Annotated in this window: 14 protein-coding genes; 10 read left to right on the top strand and 4 right to left on the bottom strand. The window is 69.0% G+C overall.

The features are described from left to right. Window positions 1-244: 244 nt before the first annotated feature. Both ACIRR9_RS11900 and aceE read right to left on the bottom strand, forming a co-directional pair. Window positions 245-1063, bottom strand: coding sequence for a potassium channel family protein (locus tag ACIRR9_RS11900; RefSeq protein ID WP_403750199.1), 819 nt, complete (start codon window positions 1061-1063; stop codon window positions 245-247). Between the two features lie 95 nt (window positions 1064-1158). Continuing rightward, window positions 1159-3906, bottom strand: a complete 2748-nt coding sequence (gene aceE, locus ACIRR9_RS11895) for a pyruvate dehydrogenase (acetyl-transferring), homodimeric type (RefSeq protein ID WP_403750197.1) — start codon at window positions 3904-3906, stop codon at window positions 1159-1161. Window positions 3907-4339: 433 nt separating this feature from the next. Between aceE and ACIRR9_RS11890 the strand changes: the two genes are divergently transcribed. From ACIRR9_RS11890 to ACIRR9_RS11865, 6 genes are all read left to right on the top strand, one after another. After that, window positions 4340-4777 (top strand): DUF3052 domain-containing protein, encoded by a 438-nt coding sequence (locus ACIRR9_RS11890; RefSeq protein WP_365336747.1) that lies wholly within the window; start codon window positions 4340-4342, stop codon window positions 4775-4777. A 142-nt stretch (window positions 4778-4919) separates the two neighbouring features. Further along, window positions 4920-5378 (top strand): peroxiredoxin, encoded by a 459-nt coding sequence (locus ACIRR9_RS11885; RefSeq protein ID WP_123977454.1) that lies wholly within the window; start codon window positions 4920-4922, stop codon window positions 5376-5378. Window positions 5379-5564: 186 nt separating this feature from the next. Next, complete coding sequence (locus tag ACIRR9_RS11880; RefSeq protein WP_123977456.1) at window positions 5565-6140, top strand: TerD family protein; 576 nt, start codon at window positions 5565-5567, stop codon at window positions 6138-6140. 119 nt (window positions 6141-6259) lie between these two features. After that, complete coding sequence (locus tag ACIRR9_RS11875) at window positions 6260-6835, top strand: TerD family protein (RefSeq protein ID WP_293997730.1); 576 nt, start codon at window positions 6260-6262, stop codon at window positions 6833-6835. Window positions 6836-6942: 107 nt separating this feature from the next. Beyond that, window positions 6943-8088 carry a DUF475 domain-containing protein gene (locus ACIRR9_RS11870; protein ID WP_365336748.1) on the top strand — a complete coding sequence of 382 codons (1146 nt, stop codon included), beginning with the start codon at window positions 6943-6945 and terminating at the stop codon, window positions 8086-8088. Window positions 8089-8197: 109 nt separating this feature from the next. Continuing rightward, a complete protein-coding gene (locus tag ACIRR9_RS11865; RefSeq protein WP_403750193.1) occupies window positions 8198-8935 on the top strand; it encodes a Tellurium resistance in 738 nt (245 codons plus the stop codon). A gap of 90 nt (window positions 8936-9025) precedes the next feature. On the opposite strand, the gene ACIRR9_RS11860 is transcribed toward ACIRR9_RS11865, so the two are convergent. Then, the gene (locus ACIRR9_RS11860) at window positions 9026-9829 is read right to left on the bottom strand and encodes a TerD family protein (RefSeq protein ID WP_403750191.1); all 804 of its coding nucleotides are present in this window, start codon (window positions 9827-9829) and stop codon (window positions 9026-9028) included. Between the two features lie 176 nt (window positions 9830-10005). Here ACIRR9_RS11860 and ACIRR9_RS11855 point away from each other — a divergent pair, with 176 nt between their 5' ends. Genes ACIRR9_RS11855 through ACIRR9_RS11845 form a run of 3 tightly spaced genes read left to right on the top strand, consistent with a single transcriptional unit; the run spans window position 10006 to window position 14608 of the window. Then, window positions 10006-11178, top strand: a complete 1173-nt coding sequence (locus ACIRR9_RS11855; protein WP_403750189.1) for an HpcH/HpaI aldolase/citrate lyase family protein — start codon at window positions 10006-10008, stop codon at window positions 11176-11178. 29 nt (window positions 11179-11207) lie between these two features. Next, the gene (locus ACIRR9_RS11850) at window positions 11208-13796 is read left to right on the top strand and encodes a phosphoribosyltransferase (RefSeq protein WP_403750187.1); all 2589 of its coding nucleotides are present in this window, start codon (window positions 11208-11210) and stop codon (window positions 13794-13796) included. Beyond that, window positions 13796-14608: an HAD family hydrolase gene (locus ACIRR9_RS11845; protein ID WP_403750185.1), complete on the top strand. Its 813-nt coding sequence runs from the start codon at window positions 13796-13798 to the stop codon at window positions 14606-14608. Before ACIRR9_RS11850 ends, ACIRR9_RS11845 begins: the two co-directional genes overlap by 1 nt. Here ACIRR9_RS11845 and ACIRR9_RS11840 read toward each other — a convergent pair. Next, a complete protein-coding gene (locus ACIRR9_RS11840; RefSeq protein ID WP_384557305.1) occupies window positions 14605-14814 on the bottom strand; it encodes a zinc ribbon domain-containing protein in 210 nt (69 codons plus the stop codon). The two genes, ACIRR9_RS11845 and ACIRR9_RS11840, sit on opposite strands and share 4 nt — an antisense overlap. A 634-nt stretch (window positions 14815-15448) precedes the next feature. On the opposite strand from ACIRR9_RS11840, the gene ACIRR9_RS11835 reads away from it, so the two are divergent. Beyond that, window positions 15449-17557 carry a transglycosylase domain-containing protein gene (locus ACIRR9_RS11835; RefSeq protein WP_403750537.1) on the top strand — a complete coding sequence of 703 codons (2109 nt, stop codon included), beginning with the start codon at window positions 15449-15451 and terminating at the stop codon, window positions 17555-17557. Window positions 17558-17568 lie beyond the last annotated feature (11 nt).

Below are 17568 nucleotides of genomic sequence, written 5' to 3'. Positions count from 1 at the left end.
GATCCCTCGCCCTGAGCGCGCCCGGCGACCGATAGTGGATCAACCGGGCTGGTTCCAACCCGGCTGGCGTTGATCGCGTAAGACTCGGTCGCTCGCTGAGCAGCCGAGCCGGGTGAGCCAGGAATCCCCCGTTTCGGCTGGGGAGGGTTCAAATTGGGTCAGGTCCTCCGCCCAGCACGGTCGCACGAAGCGGGGGAGACCACACCGCGGCGCGCTGCTGGAGGGGGCAGCGCGCCGGTCTTTCTCAGCTGCGCCCAACCGTGTTGCTCGGGTGGCACGGGTGGGCGCAGCGGCACCCGGCGAGCGCGGGTGAGCGCAACGCCGTCACCTCGGCTCCACCCCCCTCGCGCAACGCCGTCATCTCAGCCCGCAGCGCCCGCACCTCCTCGGTCAGCAAGGCGATCGCCTCCGTCTGCCGCCGTTCCTCCACGTCGTCCTTCTCGAACCGTGCGATGAACCACGTCGCGATGTTCGCCGTCACCACACCCAGCAGCGCGATCCCCGACAGCATCAGGCCCACCGCGATCATCCGGCCGAGCCCGGTCGTCGGCGCGTGGTCGCCGTAGCCGACCGTCGTCATCGTCGTGAAGGACCACCACAGCGCGTCACCCAGCGTCCTGATGTTCCCGTTCGGCGAGTCGCGCTCCGCCGAGAGCACGGCCAGCGACCCGAACATCAGCAGCCCGATCACCGCGCCCACCACATACGTCGTCAGCCGGATCTGCTCGGCCATCCGTGCCCGCCGCCCCACCAGCGTCAGGGTCGCGACGAGCCGCAGCAGCCGCAGCGGCTGGAGCAGCGGCAGCACCACCGCGCACAGGTCTATCCAGTGCGTCCGCACGAACTCCCGGCGCCGGGGCACCAGGGCCAGCCGGACCAGGTAGTCCAGGGCGAAGGAACCCCAGACCACCCACTCCGCCATCGTGCACACGGACGTCAGGACATGTCCTGCGGAACTGTCCACGATCGGCAGCGCGTAGGCGATGGCGAAGACCACCGCGAGTGCCAGCAACGGCCGTTGAGTGAGCTGCTCCCAACGAGCCTGCGCGGACTGTTCCTTCATGTGCGCATCGTAAAGAAGTCGCAAGGGCGGCGGAGACCGGAGTCCCGCCGCCCCTGCGACCTCTTGCCCGATACAGCCGATACCGCCGATATGGCCTACGCGTCGCCGCCCGCCGCGCCCGGGTGCGCCGCGGTCACGTCCAGCAACTGGTACCGGTCGATGGCCTGCTTCAGCACCGAGCGGTCGAGCTTGCCCTCGCGGGCCAGTTCGGTCAGCACCGCGACCACGATCGACTGCGCGTCGATGTGGAAGAACCGGCGCGCCGCGCCCCGCGTGTCGGCGAAGCCGAAGCCGTCCGCGCCCAGCGACTGGTACGTGCCCGGCACCCAGCGCGCGATCTGGTCCGGAACCGATCGCATCCAGTCGGACACGGCCACGAACGGACCCTCGGCGCCGCTCAGCTTCTGCGTCACCCACGGGGTGCGCTGCTCCTCCTCCGGATGGAGCAGGTTGTGCTGCTCGCATGCCACGGCCTCGCGCCGCAGCTCGTTCCAGGAGGTGGCGGACCAGACGTCGGCCTTCACGTTCCAGTCCTCGGCGAGGATCTTCTGGGCCTCGATCGCCCAGGGGACCGCCACGCCGGACGCCATGATCTGCGCCGGGACCGTGCCCGCCGTGCCCGCGCTGATCCGGTGGACGCCCTTGAGGATGCCCTCGACGTCGACGTCGGCCGGCTCGGCCGGGTGCTGGATCGGCTCGTTGTAGACGGTGAGGTAGTAGAAGACGTCCTCGCCGTGCGGGTGCTCGGCGTCGCCGCCGTACATCCGGCGCAGGCCGTCCTGGACGATGTGCGCGATCTCGTACGAGTACGCCGGGTCGTAGGCGACACAGGCGGGGTTCGTCGAGGCGAGCAGCTGGGAGTGGCCGTCCGCGTGCTGGAGGCCCTCACCGGTCAGGGTCGTACGGCCGGCGGTCGCGCCCAGGACAAAACCGCGCGACAGCTGGTCGGCCATCTGCCAGAACTGGTCGCCGGTGCGCTGGAAACCGAACATCGAGTAGAAGACGTAGACCGGGATGAGCGGCTCGCCGTGGGTGGCGTAGGCCGAGCCGGCCGCGATCAGGGAGGCCGTGCAGCCCGCCTCCGAGATGCCGTCGTGCAGCATCTGGCCGGTCGGCGACTCCTTGTAGGCGAGCAGCAGGTCGCGGTCGACCGCCTCGTACTGCTGGCCGAGCGGGTTGTAGATCTTCGCGCTCGGGAAGAAGGAGTCCATGCCGAAGGTGCGGTACTCGTCCGGCGCGATCAGCACGAAGCGGCGGCCGAGCTCCTTGTCCCGCATGAGGTCCTTGAGCAGGCGGACAAAGGCCATGGTGGTCGCGATGGACTGCTGGCCGGTGCCCTTCTTCACGGTCGCGTACGTCTTGTCGTCCGGGAGGGCGAGCGGCTTGGAGCGTACGACGCGGGTCGGGACGTAGCCGCCGAGGCCCTTGCGCCGGTCGTGCATGTACTGGATCTCTTCCGAGTTCCGGCCCGGGTGGTAGTACGGCGGCAGGCCGGACTCCAGCTCCTTGTCGGAGATCGGCAGGTGCAGCCGGTCGCGGAAGCCCTTGAGGTCGGTGACCGTCAGCTTCTTCATCTGGTGCGTGGCGTTGCGGCCCTCGAAGTTCGGGCCCAGCGTCCAGCCCTTGATCGTCTTGGCCAGGATGACCGTCGGCTGGCCCCGGTGCTCGGTGGCCGCCTTGAACGCCGCGTAGATCTTCCGGTGGTCGTGGCCGCCGCGGCCCAGGTGCAGGATCTGGTCGTCGGTCATGTGCTCGACCATCGCGCGCAGCCGCTGGTCGTCACCGAAGAAGTGGTCGCGGATGTACGCGCCCGACTCGGTGGCGTAGGTCTGGAACTGTCCGTCGGGGGTCGTGTTCATCTTGTTGACGAGCACGCCGTCGCGGTCCTGGGCGAGCAGCGGGTCCCAGGTGCGGTCCCAGACCAGCTTGATCACGTTCCAGCCGGCGCCGCGGAAGACCGACTCCAGCTCCTGGATGATCTTCCCGTTGCCGCGCACCGGGCCGTCGAGCCGCTGCAGGTTGCAGTTGACCACGAAGGTCAGGTTGTCCAGGCCCTCGCGAGCCGCGATGGACAGCTGGCCGAGCGACTCGGGCTCGTCCATCTCGCCGTCGCCGAGGAACGCCCAGACGTGTGACTTCGAGGTGTCGGCGATCCCGCGCGCGTGCATGTAGCGGTTCATCCGCGCCTGGTAGATGGCGCCGATCGGGCCGAGGCCCATCGAGACGGTCGGGAACTCCCAGAAGTCCGGCATGGAGCGCGGGTGCGGGTAGCTGGAGAGGCCGTCCGGGTACTTCGACTTCTCCTGGCGGAAGCCGTCCAGCTGGGTCTCGCTGAGCCGGTCGAGCAGGAACGCGCGCGCGTAGATACCGGGGGAGGCGTGCCCCTGGAAGAAGACCTGGTCGCCGCCGAGGCCGTCGTCCTTGCCCCGGAAGAAGTGGTTGAAGCCGACGTCGTAGAGGGACGCGGAGGACGCGAAGGTGGCGATGTGGCCGCCGACGCCGATGCCCGGGCGCTGCGCGCGGGAGACCATCACGGCCGCGTTCCAGCGGGTGGCGTTCAGGACCCTGCGCTCGATCTCCTCGTTGCCCGGGAAGAACGGCTCGGCCCGGGTCGGGATCGTGTTGACGTAGTCCGTGCTGCGCATCTCGGGCACGGCGACGCGCCGCTCGCGCGCCCGCTCGATCAGGCGGAGCATCAGATAGCGGGCCCGCTCCCGGCCGCGCTCGTCCACGGCGGCGTCGAGCGAGTCGAGCCACTCCTGGGTTTCCTCGGGATCGAAGTCAGGAACCTGACTCGGAAGGCCGCCAATGATGATCGGGTTGCGATCGGATCCGGAAGCCACGCTGTTCCTTACCTGTCAGAGGGGCACTGATTCCCTGTTTTTTCTGTTTTCGCCGCTTTTCCCCGCGTCTTGCCTGCACCGCTGTCCATGGTCCACCCCGGGGCGGCGCACGTCATCTCTACCGTGAGGTAACTCGGGACCGGCCAAAACGCAACGATACGCCCGGGGTGTGACGCGCTTGGCAAACTCGTTCGACCGCCGTATGTGAGGATGATTCCGAAAGGTGCATTGCGGGCAAAAGGGAGTGGTGTGTGTCACAGCTGTCCGCGATACGGTGCCGGGAGTTGCGGCGACACGGCCGGGATCGTCACCGTTTCGGCGGTCTGAACGGCCGGGTACTTGCGCGATCCGTCCCGCCCGTGTGGACTACGGCCAATGCTTCGCGCACGCGCGTGGCTGAGTTCATCACCAAGACATGATCAGGAGGCAACCCGTGAGCGCGACCGCGGACCACGCGGAGGAGCGGACCACCCCTGCCGTCAGGCTGGGGTTCCAGCCAGACCAGGTGGTCCAGGAGATCGGCTTCGACGACGACGTCGACCAGGAGCTCCGCGAGTCCATCGAAGAGACCATCGGCAACGAGCTGATGGACGAGGACTACGACGACGTGGCTGACGCCGTGGTGCTCTGGTTCCGTGAGGATGACGGCGACCTGACGGACGCGCTGGTCGACGCCCTCGGCTACCTCGAAGAAGGTGGCACGATCCTGCTGCTGACGCCGAAGACCGGCCGCGACGGCTACGTCGAGCCGAGCGACATCGGCGAGGCGGTCACGACCGCCGGCCTCTCGCAGACCAAGAGCGTCAGTGTGGGCAAGGACTGGAACGGCAGCCGGCTGAACACGCCGAAGGGTGCCGCCAAGAAGCGCTGAGCCCCGTCTGGGGACGGACCGGGCGCCGGTCCGTCCCCAGATCTGCCGTGACCGGCCCGGCATCGGCCTGCCGTGATCGCCTCGCAAGGGTCGCCGCATAGGGTGTGCACACCCGAACAGCCCCTGACGAAGGGATGCAGCGATGGCGATCCAGGTCGGCGACAAGGCGCCCGACTTCGAGCTCAAGGACAACCACGGCCGGACCGTGCGGCTGTCCGACTTCCGCGGTGAGAAGAACGTGGTGCTGCTCTTCTACCCGTTCGCCTTCACGGGTGTGTGCACCGGTGAGCTGTGCGAGCTGCGCGACAACCTGCCGAGGTTCGAGGACCGCGACACGCAGTTGCTCGCCGTCTCCAACGACTCCATCCACACCCTGCGCGTCTTCGCCGAGCAGGAGGGCCTGGAGTACCCGCTGCTGAGCGACTTCTGGCCGCACGGCGACACCTCGCGCGCGTACGGCGTCTTCGACGAGGCCAAGGGCTGCGCGGTGCGCGGCACCTTCGTCATCGACAAGGAGGGCGTCGTGCGGTGGACCGTGGTCAACGGACTGCCGGACGCCCGCGACCTGAACGAGTACGTGACGGCGCTCGACGCGCTGTGACACGCACGGTGACCCTCCTGTAACCCCCTCGGCGGACCCCTAGGGGTCGACATGGCCGACACCCGGTAATTCTTCGGGGTCCAGGGCCTGCGGGGGTCGGGAACCCGTCACTAGGATCGAATCGTTGATCCGGTATCCGACGTACGACGGGGGCTGACCGCCCCTGGACACCACATGGGAGGACTCGTGGGAGTCAGCCTCAGCAAGGGCGGCAACGTATCGCTGACGAAGGAGGCCCCCGGCCTGACCGCGGTCCTCGTCGGTCTGGGCTGGGACGTCCGGACCACCACCGGCACCGACTTCGACCTGGACGCCAGCGCCCTGCTGCTGAACTCGGCGGGCAAGGTCGGCAGCGACCAGAACTTCGTCTTCTTCAACAACCTCAAGAGCCCCGACGGCTCGGTGGAGCACACCGGCGACAACCTCACCGGTGAGGGCGAGGGCGACGACGAGGTGATCAAGGTCGACCTGGCCACCGTCCCGGCCGACGTCGACAAGATCGTGTTCCCGGTGTCGATCTACGACGCCGACAACCGCCAGCAGTCCTTCGGCCAGGTCCGCAACGCGTTCATCCGCGTCGTCAACCAGGCCGGCGGCGCCGAGATCGCCCGCTACGACCTGTCCGAGGACGCCTCGACCGAGACCGCCATGGTCTTCGGCGAGCTGTACCGCAACGGCGCGGAGTGGAAGTTCCGTGCCATCGGCCAGGGCTACGCCTCCGGCCTGCGCGGCATCGCCCAGGACTTCGGCGTCAACGTCTGAGCCACAGCGCCCGCATCCCGGGCGCTCGAAAGTCCGCTCTGTCCGGCGCCGCACCGTTTACGGTCGGCGCCGGACGCGCAGGACAACCGGAGAAGCACCGTCAGGGGAGGACCATCACCATGGGCGTCACGCTCGCCAAGGGAGGCAATGTCTCCCTCTCCAAGGCCGCACCGAACCTCACCAACGTCATGATCGGACTCGGCTGGGACGCCCGCTCCACCACCGGCGCCCCCTTCGACCTGGACGCCAGCGCGTTGCTGTGCCAGGGCGGGCGGGTCCTGGGCGACGAGTGGTTCGTCTTCTACAACCAGCTCAAGAGCCCGGAGGGCTCCGTGGAGCACACCGGGGACAACCTCACCGGTGAGGGCGAGGGCGACGACGAATCGATTCTGGTCGACCTGCCCAAGGTGCCGGACACCTGCGACAAGATCGTGTTCCCGGTCTCGATCCACATGGCCGACGAGCGCGGCCAGACCTTCGGCCAGGTCTCCAACGCGTTCATCAGGGTGGTCAACCAGGCCGACGGCCAGGAGCTCGCCCGCTACGACCTCAGCGAGGACGCCTCCACCGAGACCGCCATGATCTTCGGCGAGCTCTACCGCTACCAGGGCGAGTGGAAATTCCGTGCCGTGGGGCAGGGCTACGCCTCCGGGCTGCGGGGCATCGCACTCGACTTCGGTGTGAATGTCTCCTAGCAGCTTCACAGTCCGGATGTGGGGCCCGCCAGACCCGCAGGACGCCGATGCCCTCTACACTTCGGTCAACAGTGAGTAAAGCCGAGTAAACGATGATTGGGTAGCCAGTGCTTCTGAAAACCTTCGGCTGGTCGTTCGCGATCACCGCGCTCGGCCTGGTCGCCGCGGTCTTCTACGGGGGCTGGCAGGCCTTCGGCATCGTCGCGATCCTCGCCGTCCTCGAAATCTCCCTGTCGTTCGACAACGCGGTCGTCAACGCCGGGATCCTGAAGAAGATGAACGCCTTCTGGCAGAAGATCTTCCTCACGGTCGGCGTCCTCATCGCGGTCTTCGGCATGCGGCTGGTCTTCCCCGTCGTCATCGTCGCGATCACCGCCAAGATGGGCCCCATCGAGGCCGTCGACCTCGCGCTCAACAACAAGGACCGCTACCAGCAGCTGGTGACCGACGCCCACCCGGCGATCGCCGCCTTCGGTGGCATGTTCCTGCTGATGATCTTCCTCGACTTCATCTTCGAGGACCGGGACATCCAGTGGCTGCGCTGGATCGAGCGCCCGCTGGCCAAGCTCGGCAAGGTCGACATGCTGTCGGTCTGCATCGCCCTGATCGTCCTGCTGATCACCTCCTTCACCTTCGCCACCCACGCCCACCAGCACGGCGGCGGCCACGTCGACAAGGCGCAGACGGTCCTGATCGCCGGTATCGCCGGTCTGATCACGTACATGATCGTCGGCGGCCTCTCCGGCTTCTTCGAGGACCGTCTCGAAGCCGAGGAGGAGCGCGAGCACGAGGAGGAGGAAGAGGCCGAGCGCACCGGCAAGAAGAAGTCGGCGGTGGTGCTGGCCGGCCAGGCCGCGTTCTTCATGTTCCTCTATCTGGAGGTCCTGGACGCGTCCTTCTCCTTCGACGGCGTGATCGGCGCCTTCGCCATCACCAACGACATCGTGCTCATGGCCCTCGGCCTCGGCATCGGCGCGATGTACGTCCGCTCGCTCACCGTCTACCTGGTCCGCCAGGGCACCCTGGACGACTACGTCTACCTGGAGCACGGCGCCCACTACGCGATCGGCGCGCTGGCCGTGATCCTCATGGTCACCATCCAGTACGAGATCAACGAGGTCATCACCGGCCTCGTCGGCGTCGTCCTGATCGGCTGGTCGTTCTGGTCCTCCGTGCGGCGCAACCAGCGGCTGGCGGCCGCGGAGGGAAAAGCGGGAGCGGACGAGAAGGCTGAGGTCTCGTCCGGCGTCTGACCGACCGAAAAGAAGGGTGTGACACCCTTCTGGACGAGGAACGCTCTGATCGGGGCGGCCGGCGGGGCCGGCCGCCCCGAGCTGTCGGCAGGAGTCTCTGGGGGCGGGAATGGGTTTCTTCGACGGGCTGCTGGGCGGGAAGGCGGCCGAGTTCGACTCGGGCAGCGCCGCGTCCAACTCCATCGAGCTCACCAAGCGGCACCAGCAGGTGTCCCTCACGAAGCAGGGCGCGGCCACCGGCAACCTGCGTATCAACCTGAGCTGGCGGATGCGGACGTCCGACTTCGACGGGGAACAGCGGGAGAGTCTCTTCCGGCACCCCTTCAAGGCGCTCAGGCCGCCGGAGGTGATCGGGCACGGCCAGAGCATGGTCAACGTCGACCTCGACCTCGGTGCGCTGTACGAGCTGACGGACGGTACGAAGGGGGTCGTCCAGCCGCTCGGCGGCCTGCTCGGCGACGTGAACGCACCGCCGTACGTCAAGCTCAGCGGCGACGACAGGTTCGGCTCCGCGTCCGGCGAGACGATGTACGTCAACCTCGACCACCGCGACGACATCAAGCGGTTGCTGGTGTTCGTGTACATCTACGACCAGACGCCGGCGTTCGACCGCACCCACGCGATCGTCACGCTCTACCCGAGCAACGGGCCGCGGATCGAGATAGGCCTCGACGAGCGGCATCCGCAGGCCCGGTCCTGTGCGGTCGTGATGATCGAGAACGTGAAGGGCGAACTGGTCGTCCGGCGCGAGGTGAAGTTCGTGTACGGCTTCCAGGGGGAGCTGGACCGGCTGTACGGGTGGGGGCTGCAGTGGGGGCGGGGCTACAAGACGCAGGTGGAGAGGTAGTCGCCTACCGGGGTGGGGTGTTTTGTGACTGCGCGACCGCGGGCCGTATGTGGCTGGTCGCGCAGTTCCCGCGCCCCTGAGCAGGGACGATCACCGTCCGATGAATTGCGGGCCCTGTGGCGGCAGCCTGAAGTCCGTGTTCGGGACCGTCGCCACCGGGATCGGGGCCGGCGGCGGGTAGCCGTAGCCCGACTGGGGCTGCTGCTGGGTGTATGCGGGCTGCGGGAAGCCGTAGGCCGGCGGCTGGGCCGGTGAGGTCGGCTGGGGGTAGCCGTAGGCCGGCTGTACGGGCAGCGGTGCGGGCTGCTCCGGAGGCAGCGGCATGGACGCCGACGGCTCCTCCATCGGCTCGGACTCGTCCACCGAGATGCCGAAGTCCGTGGCCAGGCCCTTGAGGCCGTTGCTGTAGCCCTCGCCCAGTGCGCGGAACTTCCAGCTCTCGCCCCTGCGGTACAGCTCGCCGCAGATCAGGGCGGTCTCGGCGCCGGTCTCCGGTTTGATGTCGAAGTGGGCCAGCGCCTCGGCGTCGGGGGACGTGGCGTCGTACAGCAGGATGCGCAGGGCGGGTACGTGTTCGAACGGGAGGCCGTCCGCCGATGCGACCAGCAGGATTCGGCCGACATTCGGCTCGACACCGGGGAGATCTGTCTGGATCGTGTCGGTGAGGCCCTCGGCCACCCGCTTCTTGCCGAGCCGCCAGACCTTCCCGGAGGGGTGCCGGGGCTGGTTGTAGAAGACGAAGTCCTCGTCGGAGCGCACACGTCCGTCGGGGCCGAGGAGCAGCGCCGAGGCGTCGACGTCCGGGACCCCCTGCCCGGGTGTCCAGCGCAGCACGGCCCGGACCGTGGTGGCTTCCACGGGGACGTTCGACCCCTTCAGCATCGCGTGCGTCATGCGGTCATCCTGCCCTCTCGGTCCTGGTCACGACAATGCGGGGTGCCTCGCGACCGACACAGGCGGGTTACCTGAAATTCATGCCCTGCGGGAACCTCCGACATGGCTTCGTACGTACTATTACCGGCCACCCTTTACCAATTTCACAGGCTCGGCCCACGCCACGGGGGAGTTTTATGCGTCATTTCGGGCACATCGCACCTGAGGTGCGGGAGCGCCTCTTCCACCAGGAGCCGTGCGAGTTCACCGCCGACTCCCCGGCCCGGCTGCTCTCCGCGGCCCTGGGGGCCACGCTGTACAGTCCGGCCACCCGGGCGCGGCTCGCCGACGACATCGTCAAACAGGCGGGGCTCGGCGTGGTCTCGATGGTGCTGTGCCTCGAGGACTCGATCGGTGACGAGGACGTGGTGGCCGGCGAGGAGAACCTCGTCCGGCAGTTCGCCGATCTGGCCGAGCGGGAGCATGCGGGCGTGGCGCTGCCGCTGCTCTTCATCCGGGTGCGCGAGCCCGAGCAGATCCCTGATCTGGTACGACGGCTGGGCGGGAGCGTGTCGCTGCTGTCCGGGTTCGTGTTCCCGAAGTTCACCGAGGAGCGCGGTATCCCCTTCCTGCAGGCGCTGGACGGCGCCGCGGCGAGCAGCGGGCGCCGGCTGTTCGGGATGCCCGTCCTGGAGACACCCGAGCTGATGTACCGGGAGACCCGCGTGGACGCCCTGGAGGGCATCGCCCGCGCGGTCGACAAGTACCGCGACAAGGTGCTCGCGCTGCGCCTCGGCGTCACCGACTTCTGCTCCTCCTACGGGCTGCGGCGGGCCCCCGACATGACCGCCTACGACGTCCAGATCATCGCCTCCGTCATCGCCGACGTGGTGAACATGCTGGGCCGGGCCGACGGCACCGGGTTCACGGTGACCGGGCCGGTCTGGGAGTACTTCCGGGTCCCCGAGCGCATGTTCAAGCCGATGCTGCGCTCCAGCCCCTTCCTGGAGGGACAGGCCGTGGAGCTGCGCGAGCGGCTCATCGAGCACGCCATGGACGGCCTGCTGCGGGAGATCTCCCTGGACCAGGCCAACGGGCTGCTCGGCAAGACCTGCATCCACCCGTCCCACGTCATCCCCGTGCACGCGCTGTCGGTCGTCAGTCACGAGGAGTTCTCCGACGCCCAGGACATCCTGCGGCCGGAACGGGGCGGCGGGGGTGTACTTCGCTCGGCCTACACGAACAAGATGAACGAGGTGAAGCCGCACCGCGCCTGGGCCGAGCGGACCATGCTCCGCGCCGAGGTGTTCGGTGTCGCCAACGAGGACGTCGGCTTCGTGGAGCTGCTCGCCGCCGGAATACCCGGGTGACGGGCCCTAGGGGACGACACAAGGAACACATGAACATCGCAGCGAACAACGGGGTCTGGTCCGGCAGCTGGGTCGCCGAGCGGCTCGGCGTCGAGCTCGTGGGCGACGACGGTCTGACGGCCCTGCTGGGCCTCGCCCTGCGCCGCAACCCCAAACGGGCCCACCTCCTGGTCTCCAACGTGCTCGGCAAGCACGTACCGCAGTCCCCCGCGGTGGTGTACGGCCACGGCTTCGCCCTGGGCCGCCGGGTACGCGACCTCCTCGGCGCGGAGGAGGCCCGGCGGGCCGTCGTCCTGGGCTATGCGGAGACGGCGACGGGTCTCGGTCACTGCGTCGCCGACGGCATCGGGCTCGCCCCCTACCTCCACTCCACGCGCCGCCCGGTGGCGGGGGTGGCCCCGGCGGGCGGCTTCGAGGAGGCCCACTCCCACGCGACCTCGCACCTGCTGCTCCCGGAGGACCCCGCACTGCTCGCCACCGACGGGCCGCTGGTCCTGGTCGACGACGAGTTCTCCACCGGCAACACGGTCCTGAACACGATCAGGGACCTCCATGCCCGTTACCCGCGGAAACGTTACGTCGTGGTCGCATTGGTCGATATGCGCTCCCCGGCGGATGCCGGGCGACTGACGTCGTTCGCCGAGGAGATCGACGCGCGGGTGGACCTGGTGGCGGCGGCGTCGGGGACCGTGCTCCTGCCGGAGGGCGTCCTCGAAAAGGGCCAGGAGCTGGTGGCGCGGTACGAAGAGAGTGCCGCGACAGGTGACCGGCCGGGCGCGGCGCCGTCCGGGCCGGCCGCGCAGTTCCCCGCGCCGCTTCCCGGCGTCGCCCCTCAAGCCGACTTCCAGCGCGACCCCCCAGGGGCGCGGGGAACTGCGCGACCAGCCCCCACCGCCCCGCACCCGGCCGACAACCGCACCACCCCTCGCATGGCCCGCATCGACCTGCACTGGCCCCGCGGCCTCCCCGACGGCGGACGGCACGGTTTCACCCCCGCCCACCGAATACGCCTGGAGTCGGCCCTCCCCACCATGGCCGCGAGGCTCGCCGAAGCCCTCCCCGCCGGTACGAGCCGCGTGCTCACGCTCGGCTTCGAGGAGCTGATGTACGCCCCCCTCAGAGTCGCCCGCGAGCTGGAGGCCCTGGTGACCGCCGAGGTGCGGTACTCCACCACCACCCGCTCGCCCGTGCTGGCCGTCGACGACCCCGGCTACGCCATCCGCAGCCGCCTCGTCTTCCCGGCCCACGACAACCCGGCCGACGGCCCCGGCGACCGCTACGCGTACAACGTGGCCGGCGCCGGTTTCGACGCGGTCGTCCTGTTCGTTGACTCGGCCGGCGACACCCCCGAACTGCACGCCCCCGACGGCCTGCTGGCCCGGCTCGGCGCGCATGCCCCGCACGTCCTGCTCGCGGTTGTACCGTCGTACGTCCCCGCGCTACCCGAAGAGAGCCCCGCCATGCTGCCCGAGCCCCTCCGTGGCCCCGCCTTCTCCTCGTACCCGCCGGAGGACGTCGGCTGGCTGCTCCAGGACCTCTCGGACGTCACGCTGGAGGCACCGACCGAGGAGCGCGAGGAGGCGATCCAGAGCGGCGGCGCGCACTACGCCGAGTCGCTGCCGGTGGAGTACCAGCCGAGCGAGCAGTACCAGGCCCTCTTCCACGCGGCCCTGGAGACCTCGGCCGCCCGGATCGCGCAGGCCGTCGGGGTCGTCACCGAGACCGTGCTGGCCGAACGGTCGCCGCGGCCGGTGCTGGTCTCGCTGGCCCGCGCCGGGACGCCTGTCGGTGTGCTGATGCGCCGCTGGGCGCAGTTCCGGTACGGCCTCGACCTGCCGCACTACGCGGTGTCGATCGTGCGCGGCCGGGGCATCGACGCGAACGCGCTGCGCTGGCTGGCCGCGCACCACGACCCGCGGGACGTCGTGTTCGTGGACGGCTGGACCGGCAAGGGCGCGATCACCCGGGAACTCGCCGACGCGATCGAGGAGTTCGAGGAGCGGACGGGAGTGAGCGGCTTCGACCCGGAGATCGCGGTGCTCGCGGACCCGGGGTCCTGCGTACGGACGTACGGCACCCGGGAGGACTTCCTGATCCCCTCCGCCTGCCTCAACTCGACCGTCTCCGGGCTGATCTCGCGGACCGTGCTGCGGGCCGACCTGGTCGGTCCCGACGACTTCCACGGCGCCAAGTTCTACCGCGAGCTGGCCGGGGCCGATGTGTCGGTGGCCTTCCTGGACGCGGTCGCCGCCCGGTTCGAGGAGGTCGTGGACGCGGTGGACGGCGCGGTGAAGGAGCTGGCCGTCGCCGACCGCACGCCGACCTGGGAGGGCTGGGCGGCCGTCGAGCGGATCAGCGAGGAGTACGGCATCCACGACGTGAACCTCGTGAAGCCGGGCGTGGGGGAGACCACCCGGGTGCTGCTGCGCCGGGTGCCCTGGAAGATCCTCGCGCGGGCCGGGGCGGGCGCCGACCTCGACCACGTACGGCTGCTTGCGGAACAGAGAGGGGTACCGGTGGAAGAGGTCGGCGAACTGCCGTACACCTGTGTCGGGTTGATCCACCCCAAGTACACGCGCGGGGCGACGGGCGCCGACGGCAAGGCGGTGAACCTCTGATGCCGGTGCTGGTGGCGAGCGACCTCGACCGTACGCTCATCTACTCCGCGGGTGCCCTGGCGCTGACCATGCCGGACGCGCGGGCGCCCCGGCTGCTCTGCGTCGAGGTGCACGAGGCCAGGCCGCTGTCGTACATGACGGAGACGGCGGCCCAGCTGCTGACCGAACTCGGGGACGCGGCCGTCTTCGTGCCGACCACGACCCGGACCCGCAAGCAGTACCAGCGGATCAACCTGCCCGGGCCCGCGCCGAAGTACGCCATCTGCGCGAACGGCGGTCATCTGCTCGTGGACGGGGTGTCCGACGGGGACTGGCACGGGCAGGTGCTGGCGCGGCTGGCCGACGAGTGCGCGCCGCTGGACGAGGTGCGGGCGTATCTGACGGAGCACGCCGATCCGCTGTGGCTGCGCAAGCACCGGGTCGCCGAGGACCTGTTCGCCTATCTCGTCGTGGAGCGGGAGCTGCTGCCCGAGGAGTGGGTGAAGACCCTGGCGGTGTGGGCCGAGAACCGCGGCTGGACGGTGTCCCTGCAGGGCCGGAAGATCTACGCCGTGCCGAAACCGCTGACCAAGAGCGCGGCGATGCGGGAGCTTGCGCGGCGTACGGGGGCCGAACTCACGCTGGCCGCGGGGGATTCCCTGCTGGACGCCGACCTGCTGCTGGCCGCGGACCGCGGATGGCGGCCCGGGCACGGCGAGTTGGCCGACGTCGGTTGGACCGGGCCGGCCATCGGTGCGCTGCCCGAGCGCGGGGTGCTCGCCGGCGAGCGGATCCTGCGGGAGTTCTTGAAGGCGGTCCGTACGGGGGGCTAACCGCAGCAGCCTCCGCCGCAGCAGCCACCGCCGCCGGAACTGGGCGCGGGTGCCGAGGACTTGCCTGCCACCGCCACCGTCGACAGGAGTTTTACGGTGTCTTCATGTCCTTGCGGGCATGCTGCGGGGGCCGACGACTCGGCCATCGGGCGGGACAGTTCGAAGGTGTCACCGCAAGGGCGGCAGCGGTACTCGTATCGGGGCATGGGGACAGATTAACGGCAGTGATGCCAGCGTGACGGGCATCACTGCGCCTCAGAATTTCATGAGTGTTCCTTTCTGTCCGATACTTGTGAGGAGATATTGAAAAGATCACTGATAATTTAATCTGGCCGCGAGGAGCCAAAAGACTGGGGGAAGAGGGGGGTTCGTGCGTGCCGTGCCTGCCGCGGCCCTGTCCACCCGACCTGTCTCACCGCGCGCGCAAGACCGAGTGCGAGGGGAGACGCAGTCGTGACGGACGCAACGGAGCGGACGGGCGACCCGGAGGATGGCCGTGACCGGGCCGAATCCAGGGATAAGAAGCCGTTCGGGCCGGACGCGACCCTGCATCTGAAAGTCGACGGCCTGCGCGCGGAGCATGCTCTGTGGCAGCAGGGCGACGACGCTCAGCGTGCGCAGGAGATCGCTCGGAGCAAGGCGGAGGCGCTGTGGCAGGAGCATCGTGCCAAGCGGGCCGAGGTGGCCGACGCCGCGAAGGCGGCGGAGGGCAAGGGTGCGCGCCGAGGGAACGGCGACGACCCGGCGCCTCGTGAGCGGGCGCGGCGCAAGGAGCCGGATCCGCCGAGACACGACGAGACCCTGCATCTGAAGGTGGACGCCCTGCGGGCGGACGTCACGATGCAGATCCGCGTGCCCGAACAGCGGCAGCCGGAACCGGAGTCGGCGGCCTCGGGCGGCCGCGCCGAGCGGCGCCGCAGTGCGCGGCCCTCGCCGCGGGACCGCGTCGTCGGCGTCTGGGGCCGGATCGGGGCCCTCGTGGGGCCTCGTGTCGAGCCCCTGCTGCCGTACGCGCGGAAGTTGAGACCGCTGTACCCGCGGCCCGGCCGGAGCGGCTGGCGGCGCTGGATGCCGTCCTGGCGGCAGTGGCTGGGGGCCTGGCTGGGGGGTTTCGGGCTGACCGGGCTGTTCCTCGTCGTGGCGTACGCGTCCACAGACATACCCAGCAATCTCAACAGCTATGCCACTCAGCAGGACAATGTCTACTTCTGGTCCGACGGGACGCCGATGGCCCGTACCGGATGGGTGCAGCGGCAGGACATGCCGCTCAAGGACATACCGGTGGATGTGCGCTGGGCGGTCCTCGCGGCGGAGAACGAGAGTTTCTACACCGACCCCGGCATCTCGGTCAAAGGCATAGCCCGGGCCCTGTACCGGACGGTCGGCGAGGGGGACACCGAGGGCGGCTCCACCATTACCCAGCAATATGTGAAGAACGTCTATCTCTCGCAGAATCAGACCGTAAGCCGTAAATTCACCGAGGCCATGATCTCCCTCAAGCTCGGCAACAAGATGAGCAAGGACAAGATCCTGGAGGGCTACCTCAACACCAGCTGGTTCGGCCGGGGTACCTACGGCATCCAGCGCGCCTCGCAGGCCTACTACGGCAAGGACGTCAGCAAGCTGAACGCCAGTCAGGCCGCCATGCTCGCCTCGCTGCTCAAGGGGGCCGGGCTTTACGACCCGACACTGAGCGCCGCCAACCACAAGCGGGCGGTGGAGCGGTGGTCCTGGATCCTGGACCGGATGGTCAAGATCGGCAAGCTGTCGGCGACCGAGCGGGCCAAGTACAAGACCTTCCCCGAGCCGATCAAGACCAGCAAGGTCTACGACACCGGCAAGCAGAGCGACTATCTGGTGGAACTGGCGCAGGCGTACGCCAAGAAGGCCGGCCATATCTCGGACAAGCAGTTCGACCTCGGCGGATACCAGATCTACACCACCTTCGACCGCAAGAAGGAGGCCACGCTCACCGACGCCGTGACCAAGGCCCGCAAGGCGGCCAAGAAGAGCGACCCCAAGCTCGCCGCGGCCGCGCACTACGGCGCCGCCTCGGTGGCCACGGACGGGCGGATCATCGCCGTGTACGGCGGACCCGACCACCGTACGCAGGGCTACAACGAGTCCAACGCGGCCACCGTCCAGGCCGGCACCTCCTTCCTGCCCTTCGTCTACGCGGCCGGGCTGCAGAACGGCGTCCAGAAGGAACGCGGAGCGACGGCCACCTCGATCACCCCTCAGACCCTCTACAACGGGAACGACAAGGTCTCGGTCACGACACCCGACGGGCCCTACTGGGACCGCAGCGGCAAGCAGGTCCACGCCGACAACGACGACGGGAAGTCCTACGGGCAGATCAGCCTGGAGAAGGCCCTCGCCCTGTCGGTGAACACCCCCTTCATGCAACTCGGCGTGGACACCGGGCTCGACAAGGTGCGGTCCACGGCGGTCGCCTCCGGGCTGCTCTCCGACACCATCGGGGCGCAGGTGCCCGCACTGTCCATGGGCAGCTCCACGCCCAGCGCGATCCGGATGGCGAGCGGCTACGCCACCTTCGCGGCCGGCGGCAACCACACCGAGCCGTACTCCATCTCCAAGATCACCCGTAACGGCGCCAAGGTCCGCCTGGACACCCCGCAGCCGACCCGCGCGGTCCGCGACGACGTGGCCGAGGACGTCGAGCAGGCGCTCACCGAATCGTTCCGTCTCAGCCATCCGACCACGGCACTCGACACCGGGGCGGCCGGGAAGGCGGGCACCACCAACGCCAGCGGCAAGGACACCGCCTCCTGGTACACCGGCACGCTCTCGTCCGTGACGACGTCGGTCGTCGTCTACCGCATCGACCTGAACAAGTCCCTGGAGCCGCTCCCGCTCAAGGGACTGGCCGGCTCCGGCACCGACAACGTCCCGTACACGGTCTGGGCACAGGCCATGGGCCTTGACTGACCATCAGGGCC

Origin of the sequence: Streptomyces sp. NPDC101234, from assembly GCF_044767525.1 — a bacterium.
In the GTDB taxonomy this organism is placed as follows: Bacteria; Actinomycetota; Actinomycetes; order Streptomycetales; family Streptomycetaceae; genus Streptomyces; species Streptomyces sasae.
The sequence above is the reverse complement of the archived record's forward strand: the minus strand, read 5'-3'. Positions and strand labels throughout refer to the sequence as shown.